At 60.9% G+C, this 22,622-nt stretch carries 25 protein-coding genes; 11 read left to right on the top strand and 14 right to left on the bottom strand.

The features are described from left to right. Positions 1 to 173 precede the first annotated feature (173 nt). The 6 genes from ACJ8OK_RS07285 to trpS all read right to left on the bottom strand — a co-directional run bounded on the left by ACJ8OK_RS07285 (position 174) and on the right by trpS (position 5,639). Positions 174 to 638 (bottom strand): DUF1456 family protein, encoded by a 465-nt coding sequence (locus ACJ8OK_RS07285; RefSeq protein WP_004939471.1) that lies wholly within the window; start codon positions 636 to 638, stop codon positions 174 to 176. 231 nt (positions 639 to 869) lie between these two features. Then, entirely contained in the window at positions 870 to 1,769 is a 900-nt protein-coding gene (gene phnE, locus ACJ8OK_RS07290; protein WP_033633798.1) for a phosphonate ABC transporter, permease protein PhnE, read from the bottom strand. Continuing rightward, the gene (phnE, locus tag ACJ8OK_RS07295; protein ID WP_021503954.1) at positions 1,766 to 2,629 is read right to left on the bottom strand and encodes a phosphonate ABC transporter, permease protein PhnE; all 864 of its coding nucleotides are present in this window, start codon (positions 2,627 to 2,629) and stop codon (positions 1,766 to 1,768) included. The genes phnE (ACJ8OK_RS07290) and phnE (ACJ8OK_RS07295) overlap by 4 nt, the downstream gene beginning before the upstream one ends. Positions 2,630 to 2,707: 78 nt before the next feature. After that, a complete protein-coding gene (phnD, locus tag ACJ8OK_RS07300) occupies positions 2,708 to 3,640 on the bottom strand; it encodes a phosphonate ABC transporter substrate-binding protein (RefSeq protein ID WP_442530482.1) in 933 nt (310 codons plus the stop codon). A 40-nt stretch (positions 3,641 to 3,680) separates the two neighbouring features. Next, the gene (gene phnC / locus ACJ8OK_RS07305; protein ID WP_019454697.1) at positions 3,681 to 4,514 is read right to left on the bottom strand and encodes a phosphonate ABC transporter ATP-binding protein; all 834 of its coding nucleotides are present in this window, start codon (positions 4,512 to 4,514) and stop codon (positions 3,681 to 3,683) included. 117 nt (positions 4,515 to 4,631) lie between these two features. After that, positions 4,632 to 5,639: a tryptophan--tRNA ligase gene (gene trpS, locus ACJ8OK_RS07310; RefSeq protein WP_442530483.1), complete on the bottom strand. Its 1,008-nt coding sequence runs from the start codon at positions 5,637 to 5,639 to the stop codon at positions 4,632 to 4,634. A 290-nt stretch (positions 5,640 to 5,929) separates the two neighbouring features. Between trpS and ACJ8OK_RS07315 the strand changes: the two genes are divergently transcribed. After that, positions 5,930 to 6,805: an NAD(P)-dependent oxidoreductase gene (locus ACJ8OK_RS07315; RefSeq protein ID WP_085336469.1), complete on the top strand. Its 876-nt coding sequence runs from the start codon at positions 5,930 to 5,932 to the stop codon at positions 6,803 to 6,805. A 32-nt stretch (positions 6,806 to 6,837) separates the two neighbouring features. On the opposite strand, the gene ACJ8OK_RS07320 is transcribed toward ACJ8OK_RS07315, so the two are convergent. The 3 genes from ACJ8OK_RS07320 to ACJ8OK_RS07330 all read right to left on the bottom strand — a co-directional run bounded on the left by ACJ8OK_RS07320 (position 6,838) and on the right by ACJ8OK_RS07330 (position 9,532). Then, complete coding sequence (locus tag ACJ8OK_RS07320) at positions 6,838 to 7,365, bottom strand: cysteine hydrolase family protein (RefSeq protein ID WP_015377091.1); 528 nt, start codon at positions 7,363 to 7,365, stop codon at positions 6,838 to 6,840. A gap of 28 nt (positions 7,366 to 7,393) precedes the next feature. Continuing rightward, entirely contained in the window at positions 7,394 to 8,497 is a 1,104-nt protein-coding gene (locus tag ACJ8OK_RS07325) for a suppressor of fused domain protein (protein WP_082996965.1), read from the bottom strand. A gap of 162 nt (positions 8,498 to 8,659) precedes the next feature. Further along, positions 8,660 to 9,532, bottom strand: a complete 873-nt coding sequence (locus ACJ8OK_RS07330; protein WP_004939498.1) for an oxygenase MpaB family protein — start codon at positions 9,530 to 9,532, stop codon at positions 8,660 to 8,662. A 242-nt stretch (positions 9,533 to 9,774) separates the two neighbouring features. On the opposite strand from ACJ8OK_RS07330, the gene ACJ8OK_RS07335 reads away from it, so the two are divergent. From ACJ8OK_RS07335 to ACJ8OK_RS07350, 4 genes are all read left to right on the top strand, one after another. After that, complete coding sequence (locus tag ACJ8OK_RS07335; protein WP_004939500.1) at positions 9,775 to 10,218, top strand: acetyltransferase; 444 nt, start codon at positions 9,775 to 9,777, stop codon at positions 10,216 to 10,218. A gap of 401 nt (positions 10,219 to 10,619) precedes the next feature. Continuing rightward, on the top strand, positions 10,620 to 11,645 hold the full coding sequence (locus ACJ8OK_RS07340) for a methionine ABC transporter ATP-binding protein (protein WP_033633804.1): 1,026 nt from the start codon (positions 10,620 to 10,622) through the stop codon (positions 11,643 to 11,645). Then, positions 11,638 to 12,306, top strand: coding sequence for a methionine ABC transporter permease (locus tag ACJ8OK_RS07345; RefSeq protein ID WP_004939505.1), 669 nt, complete (start codon positions 11,638 to 11,640; stop codon positions 12,304 to 12,306). Before ACJ8OK_RS07340 ends, ACJ8OK_RS07345 begins: the two co-directional genes overlap by 8 nt. Positions 12,307 to 12,325: 19 nt before the next feature. Further along, complete coding sequence (locus tag ACJ8OK_RS07350) at positions 12,326 to 13,144, top strand: MetQ/NlpA family ABC transporter substrate-binding protein (protein ID WP_004939506.1); 819 nt, start codon at positions 12,326 to 12,328, stop codon at positions 13,142 to 13,144. 35 nt (positions 13,145 to 13,179) lie between these two features. Here the strand turns inward: ACJ8OK_RS07350 and ACJ8OK_RS07355 are convergent, their stop codons facing one another. Further along, on the bottom strand, positions 13,180 to 13,824 hold the full coding sequence (locus tag ACJ8OK_RS07355; RefSeq protein ID WP_004939509.1) for a TetR/AcrR family transcriptional regulator: 645 nt from the start codon (positions 13,822 to 13,824) through the stop codon (positions 13,180 to 13,182). A 175-nt stretch (positions 13,825 to 13,999) separates the two neighbouring features. Between ACJ8OK_RS07355 and bhsA (ACJ8OK_RS07360) the strand changes: the two genes are divergently transcribed. The 3 genes from bhsA (ACJ8OK_RS07360) (at position 14,000) to dapF (ending at position 15,698) form a co-directional block, all read left to right on the top strand. Continuing rightward, on the top strand, positions 14,000 to 14,257 hold the full coding sequence (gene bhsA, locus ACJ8OK_RS07360; protein ID WP_166729704.1) for a multiple stress resistance protein BhsA: 258 nt from the start codon (positions 14,000 to 14,002) through the stop codon (positions 14,255 to 14,257). Between the two features lie 194 nt (positions 14,258 to 14,451). Next, complete coding sequence (gene bhsA / locus ACJ8OK_RS07365) at positions 14,452 to 14,709, top strand: multiple stress resistance protein BhsA (protein ID WP_004939517.1); 258 nt, start codon at positions 14,452 to 14,454, stop codon at positions 14,707 to 14,709. Positions 14,710 to 14,822: 113 nt separating this feature from the next. After that, positions 14,823 to 15,698, top strand: a complete 876-nt coding sequence (dapF, locus tag ACJ8OK_RS07370) for a diaminopimelate epimerase (protein WP_033633805.1) — start codon at positions 14,823 to 14,825, stop codon at positions 15,696 to 15,698. On the opposite strand, the gene ACJ8OK_RS07375 is transcribed toward dapF, so the two are convergent. Both ACJ8OK_RS07375 and ACJ8OK_RS07380 read right to left on the bottom strand, forming a co-directional pair. Beyond that, on the bottom strand, positions 15,673 to 16,971 hold the full coding sequence (locus tag ACJ8OK_RS07375) for an SLC13 family permease (protein WP_033633806.1): 1,299 nt from the start codon (positions 16,969 to 16,971) through the stop codon (positions 15,673 to 15,675). The two genes, dapF and ACJ8OK_RS07375, sit on opposite strands and share 26 nt — an antisense overlap. A gap of 84 nt (positions 16,972 to 17,055) precedes the next feature. Beyond that, positions 17,056 to 17,961, bottom strand: a complete 906-nt coding sequence (locus ACJ8OK_RS07380) for a bifunctional helix-turn-helix transcriptional regulator/GNAT family N-acetyltransferase (RefSeq protein WP_033633807.1) — start codon at positions 17,959 to 17,961, stop codon at positions 17,056 to 17,058. A 500-nt stretch (positions 17,962 to 18,461) separates the two neighbouring features. Between ACJ8OK_RS07380 and amyA the strand changes: the two genes are divergently transcribed. Further along, positions 18,462 to 19,952 carry an alpha-amylase gene (gene amyA, locus ACJ8OK_RS07385; protein WP_060558899.1) on the top strand — a complete coding sequence of 497 codons (1,491 nt, stop codon included), beginning with the start codon at positions 18,462 to 18,464 and terminating at the stop codon, positions 19,950 to 19,952. 120 nt (positions 19,953 to 20,072) lie between these two features. Further along, the gene (locus ACJ8OK_RS07390; RefSeq protein WP_015377080.1) at positions 20,073 to 20,921 is read left to right on the top strand and encodes a PA4780 family RIO1-like protein kinase; all 849 of its coding nucleotides are present in this window, start codon (positions 20,073 to 20,075) and stop codon (positions 20,919 to 20,921) included. A gap of 8 nt (positions 20,922 to 20,929) precedes the next feature. Here the strand turns inward: ACJ8OK_RS07390 and ACJ8OK_RS07395 are convergent, their stop codons facing one another. Then, entirely contained in the window at positions 20,930 to 21,148 is a 219-nt protein-coding gene (locus ACJ8OK_RS07395) for a DUF7661 family protein (protein WP_033633809.1), read from the bottom strand. A 69-nt stretch (positions 21,149 to 21,217) separates the two neighbouring features. Here ACJ8OK_RS07395 and ACJ8OK_RS07400 point away from each other — a divergent pair, with 69 nt between their 5' ends. After that, positions 21,218 to 22,045, top strand: coding sequence for a helix-turn-helix domain-containing protein (locus ACJ8OK_RS07400; protein WP_442530484.1), 828 nt, complete (start codon positions 21,218 to 21,220; stop codon positions 22,043 to 22,045). Here ACJ8OK_RS07400 and ACJ8OK_RS07405 read toward each other — a convergent pair. Then, positions 22,021 to 22,611 (bottom strand): LysE family translocator, encoded by a 591-nt coding sequence (locus ACJ8OK_RS07405; RefSeq protein WP_033633811.1) that lies wholly within the window; start codon positions 22,609 to 22,611, stop codon positions 22,021 to 22,023. The genes ACJ8OK_RS07400 and ACJ8OK_RS07405 overlap by 25 nt on opposite strands. Between the last annotated feature and the right edge of the window lie 11 nt (positions 22,612 to 22,622).

The raw sequence follows: 22,622 nt of genomic DNA on the forward strand, positions 1-22,622 counted from the left end.
GATTTTACGTTTCAATCGACATTGAACGAACCCTGGAAAAGTAACCGGATGGGCGGCACGCCCTCCATCGATGACGGATGGCTGAGGGCCTGTACAACAACGGCGGGCGGGAGAGCGGCAATAAAAAAGGCGCAACCTTGCGATTGCGCCTGATGTTCGGTGAACGCTACGCGTTACTCGCCGCGAACGCGCTGCGCCAGCCCTTTGAGGAAGTAGCGCAGCATCTGATCGCCGCACGGGCGGTAGTTCTTGGTGCCCTCTTTGCGGAACAGCGCGCTCAGCTCCGGCTTGGAGATGCGGAAATCCACCGCGGTGAAAATCTGGTGCATGTCGGTGTCTTTCAGCTCGAACGCCACGCGCAGCTTTTTCAGCACCAGGTTGTTGGTGATCGGCAGCTCAACCGCCGGCGCCGGGAACTTGTCGTCCTTGCCGCGTTTGAAGAACACCAGGCCGTTGAGGAAGTGCGCCATCACTTCGTCCGGGCACTTCTCGTAGCCCGGCTCGCCTTCTTTGATCACGTAAGCGTCCATCGCCGACACCGCCACCTCGAAATCGTCCAGTTTGATAATCTCGACCATTTTGGCGTTGTTAATGCTCAGCATATAGCGCACGCTGCGCAGCACGTCGTTGTTCATCATGGGATTGCATTGCCTTTACTTGTCTAACGGGGACGTGCGTATTGTAAAAAAATGCCCCATACCCAAAATAATTGGAGTTGCATCGCGGCGGCAAATTTGTAAGCCCCCGGAGCATAGTTAACTATGTGACCGGGGCGCGCAAATGCAGCCAACAAAGAGGCAGCTCCAAGTATGACGGGTATGGCCGCACACCTTGAATGTGCGGCAGTATAGGGATCGGCAAGGGGTTTCTCAATCGATTTGGCTTTTTTGCTGATACAGCGGGATATCTTCGCCGATGATGTACTTGTTGCGCAGCAGCGAAGAGACCTTGTCCATGATCATCACCACCACCACCAGGATCAGGGTGATGAACATCACCACGTCCCAGTTCCACAGCCGCATGTTCTCCGCGTACACCAGGCCGATGCCGCCGGCGCCGACGAAGCCCAGCACCGCCGCAGAGCGGGTGTTGGATTCGATCTGGTACAGGCTGAGCGCCAGAAAGGTGGGGAACGACTGAGTGAAGATGCCGTAGCGGTGCTTCTGCAACCCGTTGGCGCCTACCGCCGTCAGGCCGCGGCTCGGGGACTTGTCCACCGCCTCGTGCCCTTCGGCGTACAGTTTTCCCAGCAGCCCGACGTCCTGCATCACGATAGCCAACACCCCGGCCAGCGGCCCCATGCCGACGGCGCGCACGAAGATCAGCCCCCAGATCGCCATATCGATACCGCGCAGCACGTCGAGCAAGCGGCGCACCAGCACGGAGATCGGCCGCAGCAACGGCGTCGACATCACGTTGCGCGCGGCGAAGAACGACAGCGGCAGCGCGATCAGCGACGCGGTGATGGTGCCGGCGAACACGATGGCGATGGTGATGCCAATCTGCTGGAAGTAGTACATGAACGGCCAGTTGGCGAAGTCATGCCAGACGAACATGCGCAGGAAATAGCGCCCCAGCTGCTGGCAGCCGTTGATAAACTGCGGCCAGCTAATGCCGAAGACCAGGAAGAAGAACACGTAGTACAGCACGATCGCCAGCGCGATCAGGCCGACGGTGCGCAGGTAGCGCCCCTGCTGCGCGAAGATCGCCGGATGCTGCTGTTTCAACTGGCGCAGCGTTTCCGCCGATGCCGGAGTGCCCGCTGTCATTTTGCCCCCTCCACCACGCGCTTGCGCAGCTCGCCCGACACGTAGTCGAGCACGGAAACCACCACGATGATCAGCAGCAGCGTCATGCTGACCTGATCGTAGCGGTCGAGTTTAATGTTGGTCATCAGCTCCTGGCCGATGCCGCCCGCCCCCACCAGCCCCAAAATGGTCGACTGGCGAAAGTTGATCTCCAGCCGCATGAAGCTGTAGGAGAGAAACACCGGCTTCACCTGCGGCCACAGGCCAAAGCGCATGCGCTGCAGCGGCGTGGCGCCGCAGGCCGCCAGCCCGCGCACCGGTTTGTTGGAGGCGGTTTCGATCGATTCGTAGAACAGCTTGGTCAGGCTGCCGATGGTGTGCAGCGCCAGCGCCAGGAAGCCGGGAATGGCGCCGATGCCGAACGCCATCACGAACATCACCGCCCACGCCAGCTCCGGCATGGTGCGCAGAAACGCCACCAGCGTGCGGATCGCCAGCCGCACCGAGGCCGGGGTATAGGTATTGCCGGCCGCCAGAAACGCCAGCACGGTCGCCACCAGCACCGAGAAAATGGTCGCCGCCAGCGCCAGCTGCAGGGTCTCCCAGATCAGCGGCAGCTGGATGTTCAGACGATAGCCCCAATAGGCCAGCGAGCCTTCGGTGCGCCCGTCGGCGAACAGCAGATGCCAGTGCAGCGTCGGAACGGTTTCGGCCAGGTAGTCGAAGAAGTGCGGAATAGACACCCAGACGGTGTGCAGGTTGAACTCGGCGAGGTTGCCGGCGCCCAGGTACAGCACCACCAGCCCGAGCGACCACAGCAGCGCTTCGCGCTTTTGCTTGCTGCGGATCCGTTGGTAATAGTGTGCGAAATCGGTATTCAAAACAGGTCTTCCATCGTTATGGAACAAGGGGTTCAGCATGCTGAACCCCTTCATTCGGGCGGCCGAGGCAGCCGGGAATCAACGGTCGCCTTTGGTCAGCTCGCGCTTCATATCGATGATGGTCTGGTATTCCGCCAGGGTGGTGTCGCCGATGTGCTGTTTGCCGCCCATCGCTTTGATAAAGCACGCGTGATCGTCTTTATCCAGCTTCTTGATGGCGGTGATCACTTTGGCCTTGAAGTCGGCCGGCAGCGAGTTGCTCACCAGGATCGGGCCGTTCGGGATCAGCGGCGACTGCCAGATGATGCGGATCTGCTTCATCAGGTCCGGGTGATCCATGCGGATCATGCGGGTGAACGCGCCGCTGGTGTAGCCGGTGTTGTAGTCGCCGATCATCGACGCCCAGGTCACCGCGCCTTCAAACTGGCCGTTCAGCACGCCGAGGATGTCCTGCTCGTGGCCGCCGGAGAAGGTGACGCTGGAGAAGGTGTTGTTGTATTTGTTGTCGACCGTGCCGCCGAACAGCTTTTTAAACGCCTGGTTCGGGATCAGGAAGCCGGAGGTGGAATCCGGATCGGCGAAACCGATGGCCTTGCCCTTCAGGTCTTCCAGTTTCTGGTATGGGCTGCCGGCCTTCACCACCACCACCGAGTGGTAGCCGCGCGACTGGTCGACGTCATCGACCGCGATGCCGACGATGTCCACCGCTTTCGGATCCTTGATGTAGACCGAGGCGAACGACGACGGCGACATGCTCAGCACCAGGTCAATCTTGCCGCCCAGCAGGCCCTGGATCACGCCGGAATAGTCGGACGAGTTGCGCAGCTTGGTATCGACGTTCAGCTCTTTATCCAGGAACTGCTTCACGCACTGGTTATCGCCGATCTGCTGGGTGGCGTTCTGGCCGCCGAGAATGCCCAGGTTCAGCTCTTTCGGCGCATCCGCTGCGGCAGCATTAAATACCATCATCGCGCCGGCCATCAGGGTGGTCAGACTCAATACTTTTTTCATTAGGTGTGCCTTGTGTGTAAAGGGTAAAGGTCAAAGTGCTTCAATGGATCTGATTGGCTTCTTCACCATACAGCTGGTGCAGGATCCGTTCGTTCAGTTGCGAAGGATGCCCGTCAAACACGATCTTCCCGTGGGCGATGCCGATCACCCGCGAGCAATACTCTTTCACCAGTTCGACCGAGTGCAGGTTCACCATCACCGCGATGCCGTCTTCGCTGATTTTCTGCAGCGCATCCATGATGCGGCGGGTGTTTTTCGGATCGAGCGACGCCACCGGCTCATCGGCCAGCAGGATTTGCGGATTTTGCATCAGCGCGCGGCAGATGGCGACGCGCTGCATCTGGCCGCCGGAGAGGTGCTCGGCGCGCTGCAGCGCGTGCGGCAGCATGTTGAGCCACTGCAACAGCTCAATGGCGCGAGCGCGATCGGCGTCATCGAACAGTTTGAAGAACGATTTCAGGGTGGAGGTGTGGCTCAGGCGCCCCAGCAGCACGTTGGTCATCACGTCCAGCCGCGGCACCAGGCAGAAGTCCTGGAAGATCATGCCGCAGCGCGCGCGCCACTGGCGCATCTGGCGGCCGGCAAGCTGGGCGATATCCTGCGCCACGCCATCGTCTTCGAAGTGCAGCATCTCGCCGCAGCTGGAAGGAATAGTGCCGTTGAGGGTATGCAGCAGCGTGGACTTGCCCGCGCCGGAACGGCCGATCACCGCCACGAATTCGCCGGCGTGCAGATCGAAATTGATGTCATCCAGCACGCGCTGCTGCGCTTTGTAGGCCTTGCCGAGCCCCTTTACCGATAACACTTTGCGGGATGCGGCGGCGTGCTGCCCTGGAAAGTCGTGCTGCGCCAATTTTAACAGTGCCTGAGCCATATGATTTCTCTGGTTTCAGTGGCTAATCATTATGGGCACCTATTAACGGATAAGTTTATGACAGTGGGATGATGGTTTTATGGCCGGGGCGTGACGCGTGCCGCCCCGGCGTGCGCATCATTCCAGGCTAAAGAAGTCCAGCCCCAGCGCCGCCTTGACCTGCTGCAGCGTCTGCTGGCTGACCTGATGCGCGCGGCGGGTGCCGTGCTGCAGGATGCGCGTCAGCTCGCCTTTATCGGCGATGAATTCGGCGCGGCGGGTGCGGATCGGTTCGAGCAGGCTCTGCAGGCAATCCTCCAGCAGCCGTTTGATTTTCACGTCCCCCAATCCGCCGCGCCGGTAGTGCGCCTTCAGCTCCACCACCAGCACGGCGTCTTCGCAGAAGGCGTCCAGATAGGTGAACACCATGTTGCCCTCCACCCGGCCGGGATCGCTGACGTTGAGATGACCGGGATCGGTGAACATGCTCATCACCGCCTTGTGCACCTCGTCGGCGCCGGCGCCAAGCGGGATGGCGTTGCCGCGCGATTTCGACATCTTGCCCTGCCCGTCCAGCCCCGGCAGACGCCCGACGTTGCTCAACAGCGGCTGGCACTCCGTCAGCACCGGTTGGCCGACGATGTGGTTGAAGCGCCGCACGATCTCGTTGGTTTGCTCCAGCATCGGCAGCTGATCCTCGCCGACCGGCACGTGGGTGGCGCCGAAGGCGGTGATGTCCGCCGCCTGGCTGACCGGATAGATCAAAAAGCCGGCCGGCAGGCTGCGGGCGAAATCCTTCTCGGCGATTTCGTTTTTCACCGTCGGGTTGCGTTCCAGCCGCGCCACGCTGACCAGATTGAGGTAGTACATCGTCAGCTCGGCCAACGCCGGCAGCGCCGACTGCAGGCAAATGGTGGTCTTGTGCGGATCGATGCCCACCGCCAGATAGTCGGCCACCACGTTGAGCACGTTGGCGCTGATTTTTTGCGGGTTGTTGCCGTTGTCGGTCAGGCCCTGCACATCCGCCACCATCACCGTTTGGTTATGCTGGTGCTGCAGTTCCACGCGCTGGCGCAGCGAGCCGACGAAGTGGCCTAAATGCAGTGGGCCGGTGGCGCGATCGCCGGTAAGAATGGTGTAACTCATGACAGTGCTCCTGAAGGTCTGTAGACCGCCGGATCAACGCCACAAAAAATAATGCCGCCAAACCGGCGGCATTAAAAAGAGATGTGAATACTCGTGCCGCCTCAGAAGAGGCGCCACCATGACTGATTGTGGGTGGAGTGCATCGATATATTCATGGCATCAAGGTATACCCGCTGCGGCAGCACGTCAATAACCCGCCGCCGGTGCGTAAGACGACGTTACACTCCGGCATTTGCGTTCCTGGCCTGGCGCGCTAGGGTAAAACCTTCAACCTGAAAAAGGAGCGCATGATGAAGATCGGATTTGCCGGACTGGGTGGGATGGGCAGCGCCATGGCGGCCAACCTGTTGCAGGCGGGCTTCGCCTTAACGGTATGGAACCGCTCGCCGCAGGCGGCGCAGCCGCTGGTGAGCGCCGGCGCGCGGCAGGCCGAACGGCCGGAACAGTTGGCCGATGCCGAGGTGCTGATCACCATGCTGGCTGACGATGCCGCCACGCAACAGGTGGTGGTGGACAGCGGATTGCTGCAACAGATGAAACCGGGCGCGCTGCATATCAATATGGCGACCATCTCGGTCGAACTCGCCAAACGCCTGACGACGCTGCATGCGGAACACGGCATCGGCTATCTCGCCGCGCCGGTGCTGGGCCGGGTCGACGTGGCCGCCGCCGGCAAGCTGAATATTCTGGCGGCCGGCGATAGCGAGCGGCTGAAGCAAGCGCAGCCGCTGTTCGATGCCCTTGGCCAGAAAACCTGGCACTTCGGTGCCGATCCGGCGCAGGCTAACGTGGTCAAAATCGCCACCAACTTTACCTTGGCCAGCGCCATTGAAGCGATGGCGGAAGGCAGCGCGCTGGTGCGCAACTACGGCGTGTCCGGCGCCGACTACCTGCAGATGCTGAGCAGCACCGTCTTCGCCGCCCCGGCCTATCAGGGCTATGGCGCGCTGATCGCCGCCGAGAAGTATTCACCCGCCGGATTCCGGCTGGCGCTGGGGCTGAAGGACGTCGGGCTGGCGCTGGCCGCCGGCGCCGACAGCCATACGCCGATGCCGTTCGCCGGGGTGCTGAAAGACAACTTCCTCGACGCGATGGCGCAGGGGGATGCGGATCTGGACTGGGCGGCGCTGGCCAAGGTGGCGGCGCGGCGGGCGGGCCTGAAATAACGAACGGGGGCGTTGGCCCCCGTTTTCCGTTCTCAGAACACGATGTCCGCCGCGGGCACTGCGCGGATCGGCACGCCGAAGCTGTCGATGTTCGACAGCGTCTCGTTATGGTGGGTGCGGATCAGCAGGCCATCGGCATAGGATTTGTCGTGGCAGGTATGCGCATCCGCCGCCAGCGTCACCGGATAGCCGCGCGCCGCCGCGCTGCGCACCGTGGTATCGATGCAAAACGGCGTGGAGTAGCCGCAAACCACCAGCTGCGATACGCCGTTGGCGATCAGTAACGCGCCGAGCGAGGTGCGCAGGAACGAGTCCGGCGTGGTTTTCTCCACCCGATGGTCGCCCGGCGCCACCGTCAGCGCCGCGAGCACTTGCCAGGCGGCGCTGCCGTGCGGCAACTCATCGTCCGGCGTATGGTGCTGAATGACGACAACCGGCGCACCGGCCCGGCGGGCGCGCTCGCTCAGCTGATTGATGCGCGCAACGGTGCCCGCGGCATCCGCCGGCGGCGGCGTAAACAACCCTTCCTGCACATCGATAATCAACAGCGCGGTGGTCATGGCGGCTCCTGAAGAAAAGATAAGCGCGTCAGCACACCGGCTGGCGCGGGCGGAAAATATGGTCGACGCCCTGCTCGCGCAGCCTGTGCACCAGATCGTGCCCGCCATTCGGCGTGGCGTGCGCCAATTGGCGCTCGGCGGTAAACACCGGGCTGGCCCAGAACAGGTTAACCGGATCGCCATACTGCTGCGGCAGAGCCAGGTGCGCGTGATGCGGGTAGAAGGACGACGATAAAATATAGCCCTCATAGCCCAGCGGCGCCACGTCGGACTCCAGCGTATGCCCTTCGCCGATCCAGGTCAGCCGCGCCCACGGCGCATGAGCGAAACCGGCCAGCGCGCTGGCCATCTGCACCGCGTTGTCTTCGGTCATGTATTGACTGTCGATGGCGATCGCCATCTCCATGCGGCGATAGCGCGAAGCCTCGTCGTTGAACAGGATCTCCACCCACGGCATCGGCCGGATGCTGACCCCCATGGTGAGGAAGTAATAGATGCCGTCGCGTTCGTGCTGGGTGATGGCCATCGGCGGCCACTTGCCCTGATCGATGGCGTAGTATTTTACCGAAGGGCCGAAATGCGGCTCATAGCGCGCCTGAAAATCGCGCTGCATCTTCGGCCACGGATTGCCCTCTTCACGCTGCCAGCTGCGCCAAAACTGGCGGGTGCTTTCCGCCAGCGCATATTGGGTGTTGGTCGAGGCCGAACCGAGCGGATAGGCCAGTGGGCTCTCCTTGATACAGCTGGCCGAATAGCACACCGAATGATCGATATACAGGCTCCAGCCGGGGATCACCGCCAACAGTTGGCCGTAATACCACAGGGCCGCGCCGTCGTCGCTTTCACTCCACACCACCATCAGCCCTTCCGGGTTCAGCGGCGCTTCGCCTTCCAGGTTGCGGCAATACTCCGCCGCCAGCATCGGCGGCTGCCCTTGTTCCAGCGCGGCGCGATCTTCCTGCAGCGGCGCGGCGGCCAGGTTGCGCAGCCAGCAGGCACGCACCTGATAGCGATCGCTGTAGGCTTCGGCGGGATAGATGTAAAAATAGGCTGCCCGGTGATCTTGCTGAACCACCGCGACCAGCGTCTGGTTCTCATTGCTGACTTCAGCAAGTACGTATGACTCGTTCATATCACCTCAATAGGGTCAGGGCGCGGCAGAATCGGCTGCGCGCCAAAAATGGAATGTGGCTTTGCCCCAAGTGTAAAACGCATTACTGGCCGGATCACCCGTAAAAGTCTCAAAAACGGCCGTAAACGAAGATAAACAAAGGCTAATTATAGCGGCTGCGGCTCATGACGGCTGAGTGATGCGCCGCACCGCACGCTGATAGGAACCGTTGCGCATCGACGCGCCCAGCACCTTGCCCAAACCGGCGGCGCCCGTTCGCACCAGCCGCCGCCGCAGCGCGCCCGGATGAAAACCGAACTGCCGCTGCGCCCAATCGGGCAACAGATCGATGCCCGCCTGCATCACCACCCCGCCGAGGGGGCGCGCCAATGCGCTCGGCGCCGGCGCCTTCAGCAGAATGCGCGCCACCTCTTGCGTGCGTTCATCGCACACCAGCTGCGGCCGCATCGCTTGCAGGTATTCTTCGACCTCCGCGCAGGACTGAGGAATTGCCGTCGCCCCCAGCGCGGCGGCCACGCGCGCCGCTTCACGATAGTATTGATCCTGCAAATCGCGGGAAAGGTGCGGGTTGCGGTAGCGCAGGTGGCTGGCCAGAAAACGGCTGCTCTCCGCCACGTGCACCCAGGTCAGCAGCGCCGGATCGCTGGCGGCATAAGGCGTGCCGTCGCTGCCGACGCCGGTCACCCGCAGATGGATGGCTTTGACTTTGGCGATCAGCCGCTGCGCCTCGGCGGTCGGGCCGAAGGTGGTGACCGACACGAACTGGCTGGTGCGGCGCAGGCGGCCGATCATATCTTCGCGAAAATTGGAGTGATCCCACACTCCGGCCAGCGCCAGCGGGTGCAGCATTTGCAGCAGCAAGGCGCTGACGCCGCCGCACAGCATCGGGGTGAAGTCGCGGTGTACCTGCCAGATGACAGACTGCGGGCCGAACAAGCCCGGATCGCCCGGCGGGTTCTCAAAATCGACGCCGCCGAGCGCCAGCCCGGTCAGGCTGAGCACCTGTTTTTCTATCGCTGCGCGTACCGCTTCCATCCTGCCGCCCTCTTGCTGGTTCAGCGGCCAGTGTATCACGCGACGAACGCCTCATTGCGCCCTGCGGCGGTTGAAAGCATTAACTTGCTGAATTACAGTTGTTATACCGCTTGCGAGAAGGCGGGCCTATTCGATCCACTGCAGAGGCGCTTTGCAGGGCGTTAACCCACGTTAATTCGGCACTAACCCCACAAAACCTCTATCTAGTTTCTTTTCCTTCAACTTAGATAGCAGAGAGTTCGATGATTACCATCAGAGCACGCGCGGCGGAAGACAACGCGCAATTGGCAGATATCTGGCTGCGTTCGGTGCGCGCCACCCACCATTTTTTAACCGAAGACAACATCGCGCAGCTGTTCCCGCTGGTGCTGAACGACTACCTGCCGGCGGTCAACGTTTGGGTGGCCGAAGACCGACCGGGGCATCCCTGCGGCTTTATCGGCCTGAACGGCAACAAGGTGGAGATGCTGTTTATCGACGCCGATCAGCGCGGCCAAGGCGTGGGCAAAGCGCTGTTGACCCACGCGGAAACGCTGCACGATGAGCTGCAGCTGGACGTGAACGAGCAAAATCCGCAGGCCAGCGGTTTCTACCGCCACTACGGGTTTGTCATCACCGGCCGCTCGCCGCTCGACGGCCAGGGCAACCCGTTCCCGCTGCTGCACATGAAGCTGGACAAACGCTAGCCCTCCGCCGGCCGCCCTGCGGCCGGTCAGTCTATTGACAAAGAGGGGAAAAAGCGTGGTTTTTCCCCTCTTTGTGGTGATCAGCCGAAAATCAATAATTTGATTTTCCTTGTTTTTTATTCGGTGCTCTCTGCCAACCCGGCAAGGGTATAAGGTTTGTCATCAATCTCGCCGGCCGCCCTGCGGCCGGTTTTCTTCCCCCGCCTCCCCCGCCGCCTTATATATCAAATCAGAATAAGTAATAGATTTTACATTCTTCCTGTCACTATCAACCCTCGGTAGGATTGCCCGGTATTCACCCGCAACAGAGGTTCCGTCAGCCGAAAAGCCGAACGATCTCTGTCCGGCGCACCGCGCTCTGGACGGAATGCTGTGATGTATCGATAAGGATCCGCTTCGCTATGATCGTTCTTTCGAACGTTTGCAAAACTTTTGACAGCACACAGGGCCGCGTCGTAGCGGTAGATAACGTCAGCCTGGCGGTAGAGGCCGGGCAAATTTACGGCATTATCGGCTACAGCGGCGCCGGCAAAAGTACGCTCATCCGCCTGCTCAACGGCCTGGAAACGCCCACCAGCGGCCGCATCGACGTCGGCGGCTTCGATATCGCCCGCGCCAAAGGCAGCCATCTGCGCCAGGCACGGCTGAAAATCAGCATGGTGTTTCAGCACTTCAATCTGCTGTGGTCGCGCACCGTCAGCCAGAACATCGCGTTTTCCATGCAGATCGCCGGCGTGCCCAAGGCGCAGATTGCGCCCCGCGTGGCGGAACTGATCGCGCTGGTCGGCCTGCAGGGGCGCGAAAACGCCTACCCGTCGCAGCTCAGCGGCGGCCAAAAGCAGCGCGTCGGCATCGCCCGCGCGCTGGCCAATAACCCGAGCGTGCTGCTGTGCGACGAGGCCACCTCGGCGCTCGATCCGCAGACCACCGACGCCATTCTCGACCTGCTGTTGGACATCAACCGTCAGCTGAAATTGACCATCGTGCTGATCACCCACGAGATGCACGTGGTGCGCAAAATCTGCCACCGCGTGGCGGTGATGGAAAACGGCCGCATCGTCGAAGAAGGCCCGGTGCTCGACGTGTTCACCCGGCCGCAGCAGCCGATCACCCGGCAGTTCGTCAAACAGGTGTCGCAGTATGCGGACACCGAAGAGAGCTTCAACCCGCAGCTCACCGCCCACCTGCCGGGGGCGATTTTCAAGTTGACCTTCGTCGGCGTGCAAACCCATCAGGCGGTGATTTCTGAAGTGATCCGGCGCTACGCCCTGACCGTCAACATTCTGCACGGCAAGATCAGCCACACCCTCAACGGTTCGTTCGGCGAACTGTACATCCACGCCGAAGGCAACGAACAACAAGTCGCCGACATGCTCAAGTTGCTGAACGAAAGAGACATCGCCGTCGAGGTTATCCAACATGATTGAATCCCTGTTCCCCCACCTGCGTCTGGACCAACTGTGGGACGCCACCTGGGAAACGCTGTACATGACCGGCATCGCCGGTTTGGCCACGCTGGTGCTGGGCATCGTGCTCGGCGTGCTGCTGTTTTTAACCTCGAAGGGCCAGCTGTTGCAGAACCGGGCGGTCTACTCGCTGATCTCCGTGTTGGTCAACGTCTTCCGCTCCATTCCGTTCATCATTCTGATCGTGCTGCTGATCCCGTTCACCAAGTCGCTTATCGGCACCATTCTCGGCGCGGATGCGGCCCTGCCGGCGCTGATCGTCGGCGCGGCGCCGTTCTATGCCCGGCTGGTGGAGATCGCGCTGCGCGAGGTCGACAAAGGAGTGATCGAAGCGGCGCGCTCGATGGGCGCCAAAAACCGCACCCTGATTTTCCGCGTATTGCTGCCGGAAAGCTCGCCGGCGCTGGTTTCCGGCATCACCGTCACCCTGATCGCGCTGGTGAGCTACACCGCGATGGCCGGGGTGATCGGCGCCGGCGGCCTGGGCAACCTGGCCTATCTGGAAGGCTTCCAACGCAACCACAGTGACGTGACGCTGGTGGCGACGCTGACGATCCTGCTGATCGTTTTCGTCATTCAGTTCATTGGCGACACCCTGACAAGAACGCTCGATAAACGTTAATTAACCAAGGAAAACGATGATGAAAAAGCACCTACTGATGTTGGCTTTCGCCTCCGTCGCCACTCTGGCTTCTTTTGGCGCCGCCGCGGCGACCAAGCTGGTGGTCGGCGCCTCCAACGTGCCGCACGCCGAGATCCTCGAACAGGCTAAACCGATACTGGCAAAAGAAGGCATCGATCTGCAGATCAAGCGCTTCCAGGACTACATCCTGCCGAACACTGCGCTGGCCAGCCATGACATTGACGCCAACTATTTCCAGCACGTGCCTTACCTGAACTCGGTGCTCAAAGATCACGCCGACGACAAGAGCTACGACTTCGTCAGCGCCGGCGCGATCCATATTGAGCCTATCGGTATCTACTCGAAGAAGTACAAGAGCCTGAAAGATCTGCCGGAAAACGGCAAAATCATCATGCGCGACGCGGTGGCGGAAGAAGGCCGCATCCTGTCTATTTTTGAACGGGAAGGCGTGATCAAGCTGAAGCCGGGGGTGAGCAAAGTGGACGCGCGCATCACCGACGTGGTGGAAAACCCGAAACACCTGAAGTTCCAGGCCAACGTTGAGGGCGCGCTGCTGCCACAGATGTATAACAACAACGAAGGCGACGCGGTGGTGATCAACGCCAACTACGCCATCGACGCCGGGCTGAATCCGACCAAGGATCCGATCGCGGTCGAAAGCGGCGAAAACAACCCGTACGCCAACATCATCACCGTGCACAAAGCCGACGTGAACAAGCCGGAGATCGTGGCGCTGGTCAAAGTGCTGCACTCTAAACCGATTCAGGACTTTATCCGCGAGAAGTACCAGGGCGCGGTGATCCCGGTCAATCAGTAATGGGTTAAACGGCCCGGTAAAAGCCGGGCCGGTTGTCACACCTTATTGCCAATCTGGCTGAGCCGCGGCCACACCAGCATCAACGCCTCCAGCAACCGCAGCAGATCGCTGCGGCTTGCCCCTTCGCGCGCCTGCACCGACATGCCTTCAATGGTGCAAATGACGTATTTCGCCAGCAGCGCGGTGTCGGTCTTCGCCAGCAGTTCACCCTGCTGCACCTTGCGATCGAAACAGGCTTTCAGCGCCGCTTCCTGGGCATGATGTTTTTTGCGCAGCATCTGGGCGACGTCGTCGGACGCGGACGACAGCGCGGCCGAGGCGCACACCATAAAACAACCTGACGGCGTATCGGGATCGGTAAACACTTCGACGGAAGAACGCACGTAGGCCTCGACGATCTCGGCTACCGGCAACGCCTGTTCCAACAGTTGGTTGGTGCAGGTGGTGTATTTTTGCAGATAGCGTTCCACCGCCGCGCGGAACATCCCTTCCTTGTTGCCGAATTCCGCATACAGCGTCGGCGCTTTGGCGCCGGTCACTTCCACCAGATCGGCCAGCGAGGTGGCTTCATAGCCGTGCCGCCAGAACAGATCGAGCGCGCTTTCCAGCGCCCGGTCGCGATCAAATTGTTTCGGCCTGCCACGGCTCTTTTTGCCGCAGACCTCTTCATTGATGCTCATCATTCTCTCCTGTCCCGCTCCACAGCAGGGTTAGCACAAATAACTTAACGATCATTATAAAAAAATATTGCGCCCTCGTCGAGAACCGATTAGCATTTAGTTATCGATCGTTAAGATAATTTAGCGAAGCGGATTAAACCCCTCTATTCACCGTTATCGGAAAGGAATTAACATTATGAAAAACTTAAAATTAACCTTAGCAACCCTCACTCTGGCCAGCATTTCCTTCGGCAGCTTCGCCGCTGATTTGGTCCAGAACCAACCGGCTGACCAGCAGAAAGTGGGCGTCATCACCGTCAGCGGCGCATCCGATCTGACCTCGCTGGAAAGCAGCCTGGCCGCCAAAGCCGATCAGGCCGGTGCAAAATCCTTCCGTATCATCGGCGCCGGCGGTAACAACCAGCTGCACGGCACCGCAGAAATCTATCAATAACAATGAATTAAACCAGCGGATCGCGATAAGTTGTGCTCCCGACGCCAGGGCGTCAAAAAAAAATTAATTAACGAGCATTAAAAAAATACTTGCAATCCGTCAAACCGGCATCTAACATTAAATTATCGATCGTTAATTAATTTAACGACCTTACAAAACAAACATCGTAAAGAACAAAGATAGGAAATAAGACCATGAAAAACCTGAAAATGACCATCGCCGCCATCGCACTGGCTTCCGTCTCCTTCGGCAGCTTCGCCGCCGAACTGGTTAACGCACAACCCGCCGACCTGCAAAAAGCCGGCGTCGTCACCGTCAGCGGCGCGTCCGACCTGAGCAGCCTGGAAAACAAACTGGCGGCCAAAGCCGATGCGGCGGGCGCAAAATCCTTCCAGATCATCGCCACCACCGGTGACAATAAACTGCACGGCACCGCGATCATCTACAATTAATGGCCGGATCGGCAATCGTGCAAAAGGGCGGCTCAGGCCGCCTTTTGTTTGCTTTAACGCCAACGTTCTGTTGTAAGCTGTAGCGACCTTTTTCCGCTGAGCCGAGCAACGCCATGACTCCCCTGCTGTTCCACAAATATCACGGTCTGGGCAACGACTACCTGGTATGCCACCGTTCGGTCGCCGATCGGCTGAGCCATGAACAGATCCGTCTGCTGTGCCACCCGCATTACGGCATCGGTTCCGACGGCCTGCTGATCGACAGCGGCGACGCCGTCAATCCCACCCTGCGCATCATCAACCCGGACGGTTCCGAAGCGGAGAAGAGCGGCAACGGCCTGCGCATCTACGCGCGCTATCTGTTTGACAGCGGCCGCGTGGGCCATCAACCGTTTTTGGTGCACACCGCCGGCGGCGACGTGCGCTGCCAGGTGGCGCAAGACGCGCATCAGATAACGGTGGAAATGGGGCGCGCCAATTTCAGCCCGGCGGCGCTGCCGGCGTTGATCGATCTGCCGGAGGCGCTGAACTATCCGCTGCCCCTGAGGGAGGAGACGTTAAGCGTTTCGCTGGTGTCGATGGGCAACCCGCACTGCGTGGTGCCGGTGGAAAAACTGGATCTGGCGCAGGTGCATCGGCTCGGACCGCAGATTGAACGCCATCCGCTGTTCCCGAAACGCACCAATGTACAACTGGTGGAAGTGGTCGATCGCCAGACGCTGCGCATCGGCATCTGGGAGCGCGGCGCCGGTTTTACCCTCGCCTCCGGCAGCAGCAGCTGCGCCGCCGCCAGCGTGATGCGCAAGTTGGGACGAGTCGGCGATCGGGTTAGCGTGCGGATGCCGGGCGGCGAGCTGCAGATCGCCTTCAGCGGCGATTTTCAGGTCAGCATGCGCGGACCGGTGCATAAAATCGCCACTCTGACGCTGGACGAAGATTGTTTCGCCGGCGGCGCAGGGCTGTTTACGGGATCCACCCCAGCAGCCTGAACCACAGATAGTCCAACGGCACCAGCAGTGCGAAGCTGAGCGCGGCCAACAGCAGACACAGCTTCAACCCTTCACGCGCCGGCACTTTGCCCATCCCCATCGCCACCACGATCGGCGAAGCCTGATACGGCAGCAGCGGCGTGGCGTAACCGATCACCTGGGTCATCAGCACCGTCAGCAGCGGCAAGCCGCTGCCTGCGGACAACGCCTGCGCCAGCGGGGTAAACAGCGCCGGCACGCCGTTGGCGGTCACCACGAAATTCAACAGCGCGGTGATCCCCACCAGAGAACCGAACGCAGCGAACGGCTTGCCGTGCAGATCCGGCATCATCGCCAGCAGCGCGCCGCCCAACCGATCGCCGAGCCCCGAGTGGCTGACCAATGCGGTCAGCCCCAGGATCCCCGCCACGTAGATACAGGTGCGCACGTTAACCCCGGCGGCGAACTGCTCGCCGTTGAGAAAACCGATGCGCGGCAGCAGGCAGAAGCAGGCTGCCGCCAACCCTATCCAGGCGGGAGCGATGCCGTGCCAGCTGTCGGTCATCCACAACAGCACCGTGGCGCCCAACAGCGCGATCAGCCGCCATTCGGCGGCGCTGAGCGGGGTTTGCGCCGCCTCGGCCGCCACCGGCTGCGGCCGCGCACGGAACAGGCCGCAGATGCACAGCGTCAGCAGCGCGCCTTTGGCTACCCCGAGTACCGGGGCGTGCAGCAGCAGGTAAGAAAGATAAGCGAAGTGGCTGCCATAGGCGCTTTCCGCCGCGCCGCTCATCACCAGATTGGGTACGTTGGCCGGCAGGATGCTGGCGGAGAGCTGGAAGGTGCCGAACCCCACCGCCAGCGCCAAACCGATGCGGCCGCGCGAGCCTTCCGCCAGGCCGGCGCGCTCGGCCAACGCCATAACGATCGGCATCAGCAGCGTAATCCGCCCCATATTGGAAGGCATGACAAACGCCAGCGCGTAGCTTATCGCCACCACGCCGCCCACCAGCCGGGGCCAGGAACCGGCCAGATGCGGCAAGAGTCGGTTGGCCAGGCGATCCGCCAAACCGGTGCTGCGGATGGCGGAGCCCAGTACGAAACCGCTGAGCACCAGCCAGAATGCGGAAGACGCGAAACCGGAAAAGGTCACCGCGGCGGGCGCCAGCTGCAAGACCATCACCGCCGTAAAGAATAGCAGCGCGACCACATACTCCGGCAAGCGGGCGCTGGCCCATAGCGCGATGACCACCAGCGTGACCAGCGCGGGCAGCGCCATCGGATCCCCCAACATAGTTTCCTCCCTGATAAAACGTTGTGATTGTTATCAAACGGTTAACAGGGTGACACAAGGCGCGGGCGCTAACCTTGAAACCGCTCACATATCGTCGCTCTGGAGATTTTTCAGCATGCATACGTTGCAGCCGTGGTGGCCGGTATTGCCGCGCCGTTCCGTCAACAGCGTGAACCCCAGCGCATAGTACAACCCGATCGCCTCTTTCAACTGTTCGGTGGTTTCCAGGTAGCAGTAGCGATACCCCGCCGCCCGCGCCGCCTTCAGCGCCTGCACCACCATATGGCGCGCCATGCCCAGCCCGCGCGCGCCGGGTTTGAAAAACAGTTTTTGCAGCTCGCAATAGCCGGGCTCTTCGCCGGCCAGCGGCGCCATGCCGACGCCCCCCACCACCTGTCCGTCCCGCTCCAGCACCCAGTAGTGGCCGCCGTTGTCGCGATACAGACCGGTCAGCCGATCGAGATCCGGATCGTGCAGACTGACCCCTTCCATTTTGTCCATGCCGTACTCGCGAAACACGTCGCGAATGATCGCCGCCATCGCCGCATCGTCGCGCTCGGCGATCGGCCGCACCCGCAGATTGGCGTCGCGCTGTTTGCGCGCGCTGCGCAGCGCCGCGGTCATCTTTTTCATCGCCGCGGTGGTGCTCGCCAGCTCATCGTCGTCCAACTGCGCCAGCGCCGCCTGCATAAAACCGTCGGCGTCGCTCTCGATGCCGGCCAGCGTCTTGCCGCCCTGCTTACTCAGCCGATGCAGGTTGTGCCGCTTGTCATCAGGATGATCCACCGTTTCTATCACGCCGGCGGCCACCAGGCTGCGCAGCGCCCGGCTGGCGCTGGCCTTGTCGATGCAAAGCCGGGCCGCCAGTTCGGTGACGCCCAGCGGCTGCTCGCTGACTTCGATCATCAGATGGATCTGCAGCGGCGAAAAGCGCGAGCCGTTGCTCTGCTTGTTCAACATGCCGAATTCTCTGACCAAACTGCGCGCCAATGCTCTGAAATCCCTGATGTTCACGGCGTTATGCTCCCCTGTTCTCCCACCTTCAGGCTACGTTGGATGGGTTATTGGTTGATAGTGTTATCTAATTTTAAACATAACGATAACGCATAAACAATTGCGAATGAATAACCAATCCGGCACCTGAATATGTCAAAATATTTCATTAAACAGCATTTTAATCTAACTAAAAACAAATTAATAAAATTAAAAATCATATTAAGATTTAAGGATGAAATAAAAACCCAATAAAAGTGAGCATAAAAACGGCAAAAGTGGGTAAAACAAAAAATAAAACAAATATCTATTTGAAATTTAAAATATAAAATTTAAAACGTAAAAACTTGATAGCAACAACTCAAGCGCTACCTCGTCAACGTCGGTTACATATTTACGCCTGCCTTCGCGCGCTTCCCTGCGCCATTGTCCCTTTTGCCAAAAGTAGCCCATGCTTTAACTGCTTCTCTCCTTCTGGCTAACCGGGACGCTGGCTCATGACGAAAAAAACCACCCTGCTGCAATTCTTCCACTGGTACTACCCCGACGGCGGCAAACTGTGGCAGGAGGCCGCCGAGCGCGCCCCGCACCTGGCCGAACTGGGCATCACCGATCTGTGGCTGCCGCCCGCCTGCAAGGGCGCTTCCGGCGGCTACTCCGTCGGCTACGATACTTACGATCTGTTCGATCTGGGCGAGTTTGACCAGAAAGGCAGCGTGGCGACCAAATACGGCGACAAGGCGGCGCTGGAACACGCCGCCAATACGCTGCGCGAACACGGCGTGGGCGTGCTTTACGATGTGGTGTTCAACCACAAGCTCGGCGCGGACGAGAAAGAACGGGTGCACGTGTTCAAGGTGGACACCAACAACCGCAACGACATCGACGATCAGGGCTTCGACGCGCTGGCCTACACCCGCTTCACCTTCCCCGGCCGCCAGGGCGTGCATTCCGAATTTATCTGGGATTACAAATGCTTCAGCGGCGTCGACTATGTTGAGCAGCCGGACGACAAAGGGGTGTTCAAAATCGCCAACGACTATGGCGACGACGGTTGGAACGATCAGGTCGACGACGAGAAAGGCAACTACGACTATCTGATGGGCGCCGACGTGGAGTTCCGCAACGCCGCCGTGACGGAGGAACTCAAATACTGGGCGCGCTGGCTGTTGGAAACCTTGCCGTGCGACGGCTTCCGCCTGGACGCCGCCAAACACATTCCCGCCTGGTTCTTCAAAGAGTGGGCGGATCACGTGCGCGGCAGCGCGCAACGCGACCTGTTTATCGTTGCTGAATACTGGTCGCACGATCTCGGCGCGCTGCAACAATACATCGAGTTGGTGGACGGCAAGGTGATGCTGTTCGACGTGGCGCTGCACCTGAAGTTTCATCAGGCGTCGAAGCAGGGCGACGGCTTCGACATGGCGCAGATCTTCACCGATACCCTGACCGCCGCCGATCCGGCCCACGCGGTGACGCTGGTCGCCAACCACGATACCCAGCCGCTGCAATCGCTGGAAGCGCCGGTGGAACCCTGGTTCAAACCGCTGGCCTACGCGCTGATCCTGCTGCGCGAACAGGGCGTGCCCTGCGTGTTTTACCCCGACCTGTATGGCGCCAGCTACCGCGACAAGGGGCGCGACGGCGGCGAATACCAGATCGACATGCCGGCGATCCCGGAACTGGAGAAGCTGATTGCCGCCCGCCAGCGCTTCGCCAACGGCCCGCAAACCGACTACTTCGACGACAGCCACTGCGTGGCCTTCAGCCGCGCCGGCACTGCCGAGGCTCCCGGCTGCGTGGTGGTGCTGACCAACGGCGGCGAGAGCGGCAAGACGGTTACGCTCGGCGCCGATCTCGCGCACACCGCCTGGCGCGATTTCCTCGGCAACCGCCCGGAGGAAATCACCGCCGACGACCAGGGCAGCGCCCATTTCCCGGTTAACGCCGGCAGCGTCAGCGTCTGGGTGCCGGCCGCCAGCCTCTGAGCGCCCGCCGCCGCGTAATGATGACGCGGCGGCAAAACTAATGTTTGCCTTTCGGGTCTAACTTACGCTATCAACTGCGCAAGCCATTCACACCGGAGCCTAAATAGGGTACAAGGCTGCATGAAAATTCCAAAACGACTCCAGCCGCTGGTGGATGACGGGTTAATCGACGACGTCATCCGCCGGTTGAAAAGCGGCAAAGAAGCCGACGTGTTTATCGTGCGCTGCGGCGATGAGATCCGCTGCGCCAAAGTGTACAAAGAGGCCGAGAAGCGCAACTTCAAGCAGGCCGTCCACTATCAGGAAGGGCGCAAGGTGCGCAACAGCCGCGACGCGCGCGCCATGAGCAAAGGCTCCAAATTCGGCCGCCAGCAGCAGGAAGAAGCCTGGCAAAACACCGAAGTGGACGCGCTGTATCTGCTGGCCAAGGCCGGGGTGCGGGTGCCGCAGCCGGATATCTGCCTGGACGGCGTGCTGCTGATGGAGCTGATCACCGACGAAGAAGGCCTGGTGGCGCCGCGCCTGAGCGATGTCATCCTGACGCCGGAACAGGCGCGCGCCGATCACGCCCTGATGATGAACTACGCGGTGCGCATGCTGTGCGCCGGGCTGGTGCACGGCGACCTGTCGGAATTCAACGTGCTGATGGATAAAGACGGACCGGTGATCATCGATCTGCCGCAGGTGGTGGACGCCGCCGCCAACAACCACGCCAAAAGCATGTTCGAGCGCGATATCGGCAATCTGGCCGAATATTACGGCCAGTTCGCGCCGGAACTGCGCGACAGCCAATACGCCAAAGAGATTTGGGCGCTGTATCAGGAAGGCAACCTGACGCCGGACAGCGCCCTCAGCGGCCGATTCAACGAAATCCAGAAGCGCGCCGACGTCGGCTCGGTGCTGGAAGAAATCCAGGCCGCCAGCGAGGAACACCAGCGCCGCCTCATGGCGCGCAATACGGAAGAGTAACGCCCGCGCTATTCGACGCGAAACACCTCCGGCCGCTGCGGCGTCGCGGCCTCGTGATAAATATCCCCCAGATAGCCGGCGATCTCCTCTTCGCGCAGATCCGCCGGCAGCACGATATCGTAGCTGGGAGCATATTTGCGCTCCGGCAGCGTCACGCGGAACAGCCGCCATTCGCCCCCGATGCGCTTCACGCCCAGCAGACGGCCGAACACGTTAAAAATCATCATCCGCCATTCCCCCACTCGTCGCTTTCAGGCTATAACACTGTGATGCCGCCGCAGTGAAAAGGAAAGCGTATGAGTGAAAAAACGCCGCAGTTCTGGCGCGATCCGCAGTTGCCGTTCGTCGAAGCCCGCGCCATCGCGGATGGCCGCCAGGTGTGCTACAGCCAGCACAGCCACGAATTCTTTTCCATCGGCGCCATCACCGGCGGCGTCAGCACCTATGTCAACGGCGAACGACGCATGCAGGTCAGCGCCGGCGATCTGGTTGTCATCAACCCGCAGCAGGCACACGCCTGCAACCCCATCGCCGATCGCCGTTGGTCGTACGTCATGTTCTATCTCGATCTCGCCTGGCTCGGCGCGCTGCAGCAGGAGCTGCTCGGCGGTGAGGGCGACCGTTTTGTTCCGTTCAGCCAGCCGCTCAGCCGCGATCCGGCGCTGTTCCACGGGCTGAACCGGCTTTATGCGCTGCTGACGGATCCGCTGTGCAGCGCGCTGGAAAAACAGATCGCCATGGTGGAGTATTTCAGCGCCCTGCAGCTCGGGCTGGGCGATGTCCGCCAGCCGGAGACGCCGCCACATACCCGGCTGGAGACGGCGGCGGCGTTTATCGACGCGCACTGCACCCGGCCGCTGACGCTGGACGACATTTGCCGCGCCGCCGCGCTCTCCCCTTCTTACCTGATCCGCGCCTTCCGCCAGCGTTACGGCATGACGCCGCACGCCTATCTGGTCAACCGCCGCGTACAGCACGGCCATCGGCTATTGAAAAGCGGCCTGCCGATCGCCGCGGCCGCCAGCGAAAGCGGCTTTGCCGATCAGGCGCACTTTCAGCGCACCTTCAAACAGCTGTTGGCCGCCACGCCCGGCCAGTATCAAAAACCCTCCGCCAACAGATAGCAAGCGCTGGCCGCCAGCAACGCCGCCATCGCGCGATTAAAGCGCTGTACGTTGCGCGCCTGCCCGAACAGGCCGCGCAGCATCGCGCCGACATAGGCCCAGCAGGCTACCGAGGCATAGCAAATCACGAAGTAGAGCCCGGCGAACTGCCATAGCAACAGCATGTCGCCATCGCCGACAAAGGCGCCGAGGCTGGCCACCGACGCCAGCCATGCCTTGGGATTCAGCCATTGCATCAGCGCGCCGTACCAGCAGGAAGGCGCTTGCGCCGCGCCGTTGCCCAGCCTGCCATCGTCAAACGCCAGCCGATAGGCCATAAACAGCAGAAAGGCCACGCCGGCCCACTGGATCAAGCGGGTCAGCCCCGGCCACAGGATCAGCAGTTGGTGCATGCCCAATCCCAACAGCACCAGCAACAGGGTAAACCCCAGCGTGGCGCCAAACACATGGCGCTGGGTCGCGCCAAAGCCGAATTGCGCCCCGGCGCTCAATGCGACGATGTTGACCGGGCCGGGAGTGATGGAGGCCGCCAGCGCAAACGCGGCCATGGAAAGGTAGATATTCATGATGGACACCT

Source organism: Serratia sp. CY71090, assembly GCF_052166845.1.
In the GTDB taxonomy this organism is placed as follows: domain Bacteria; phylum Pseudomonadota; class Gammaproteobacteria; order Enterobacterales; family Enterobacteriaceae; genus Serratia; species Serratia nematodiphila.

Excerpts from the sequence above, each read along its gene's own strand:
- ACJ8OK_RS07285 (WP_004939471.1), bottom strand. The coding sequence starts at position 638 with ATGATGAACAACGACGTGCTGCGCAGCGTGCGCTATATGCTGAGCATT.
- phnE (WP_033633798.1), bottom strand. The coding sequence starts at position 1,769 with ATGACAGCGGGCACTCCGGCATCGGCGGAAACGCTGCGCCAGTTGAAA.
- phnD (WP_442530482.1), bottom strand. The coding sequence starts at position 3,640 with ATGAAAAAAGTATTGAGTCTGACCACCCTGATGGCCGGCGCGATGATG.
- phnC (WP_019454697.1), bottom strand. The coding sequence starts at position 4,514 with ATGGCTCAGGCACTGTTAAAATTGGCGCAGCACGACTTTCCAGGGCAG.
- trpS (WP_442530483.1), bottom strand. The coding sequence starts at position 5,639 with ATGAGTTACACCATTCTTACCGGCGATCGCGCCACCGGCCCACTGCAT.
- ACJ8OK_RS07315 (WP_085336469.1), top strand. The coding sequence starts at position 5,930 with ATGAAGATCGGATTTGCCGGACTGGGTGGGATGGGCAGCGCCATGGCG.
- ACJ8OK_RS07320 (WP_015377091.1), bottom strand. The coding sequence starts at position 7,365 with ATGACCACCGCGCTGTTGATTATCGATGTGCAGGAAGGGTTGTTTACG.
- ACJ8OK_RS07325 (WP_082996965.1), bottom strand. The coding sequence starts at position 8,497 with ATGAACGAGTCATACGTACTTGCTGAAGTCAGCAATGAGAACCAGACG.
- ACJ8OK_RS07330 (WP_004939498.1), bottom strand. The coding sequence starts at position 9,532 with ATGGAAGCGGTACGCGCAGCGATAGAAAAACAGGTGCTCAGCCTGACC.
- ACJ8OK_RS07335 (WP_004939500.1), top strand. The coding sequence starts at position 9,775 with ATGATTACCATCAGAGCACGCGCGGCGGAAGACAACGCGCAATTGGCA.
- ACJ8OK_RS07340 (WP_033633804.1), top strand. The coding sequence starts at position 10,620 with ATGATCGTTCTTTCGAACGTTTGCAAAACTTTTGACAGCACACAGGGC.
- ACJ8OK_RS07345 (WP_004939505.1), top strand. The coding sequence starts at position 11,638 with ATGATTGAATCCCTGTTCCCCCACCTGCGTCTGGACCAACTGTGGGAC.
- ACJ8OK_RS07350 (WP_004939506.1), top strand. The coding sequence starts at position 12,326 with ATGAAAAAGCACCTACTGATGTTGGCTTTCGCCTCCGTCGCCACTCTG.
- ACJ8OK_RS07355 (WP_004939509.1), bottom strand. The coding sequence starts at position 13,824 with ATGAGCATCAATGAAGAGGTCTGCGGCAAAAAGAGCCGTGGCAGGCCG.
- bhsA (WP_166729704.1), top strand. The coding sequence starts at position 14,000 with ATGAAAAACTTAAAATTAACCTTAGCAACCCTCACTCTGGCCAGCATT.
- bhsA (WP_004939517.1), top strand. The coding sequence starts at position 14,452 with ATGAAAAACCTGAAAATGACCATCGCCGCCATCGCACTGGCTTCCGTC.
- dapF (WP_033633805.1), top strand. The coding sequence starts at position 14,823 with ATGACTCCCCTGCTGTTCCACAAATATCACGGTCTGGGCAACGACTAC.
- ACJ8OK_RS07375 (WP_033633806.1), bottom strand. The coding sequence starts at position 16,971 with ATGTTGGGGGATCCGATGGCGCTGCCCGCGCTGGTCACGCTGGTGGTC.
- amyA (WP_060558899.1), top strand. The coding sequence starts at position 18,462 with ATGACGAAAAAAACCACCCTGCTGCAATTCTTCCACTGGTACTACCCC.
- ACJ8OK_RS07390 (WP_015377080.1), top strand. The coding sequence starts at position 20,073 with ATGAAAATTCCAAAACGACTCCAGCCGCTGGTGGATGACGGGTTAATC.
- ACJ8OK_RS07395 (WP_033633809.1), bottom strand. The coding sequence starts at position 21,148 with ATGATGATTTTTAACGTGTTCGGCCGTCTGCTGGGCGTGAAGCGCATC.
- ACJ8OK_RS07400 (WP_442530484.1), top strand. The coding sequence starts at position 21,218 with ATGAGTGAAAAAACGCCGCAGTTCTGGCGCGATCCGCAGTTGCCGTTC.
- ACJ8OK_RS07405 (WP_033633811.1), bottom strand. The coding sequence starts at position 22,611 with ATGAATATCTACCTTTCCATGGCCGCGTTTGCGCTGGCGGCCTCCATC.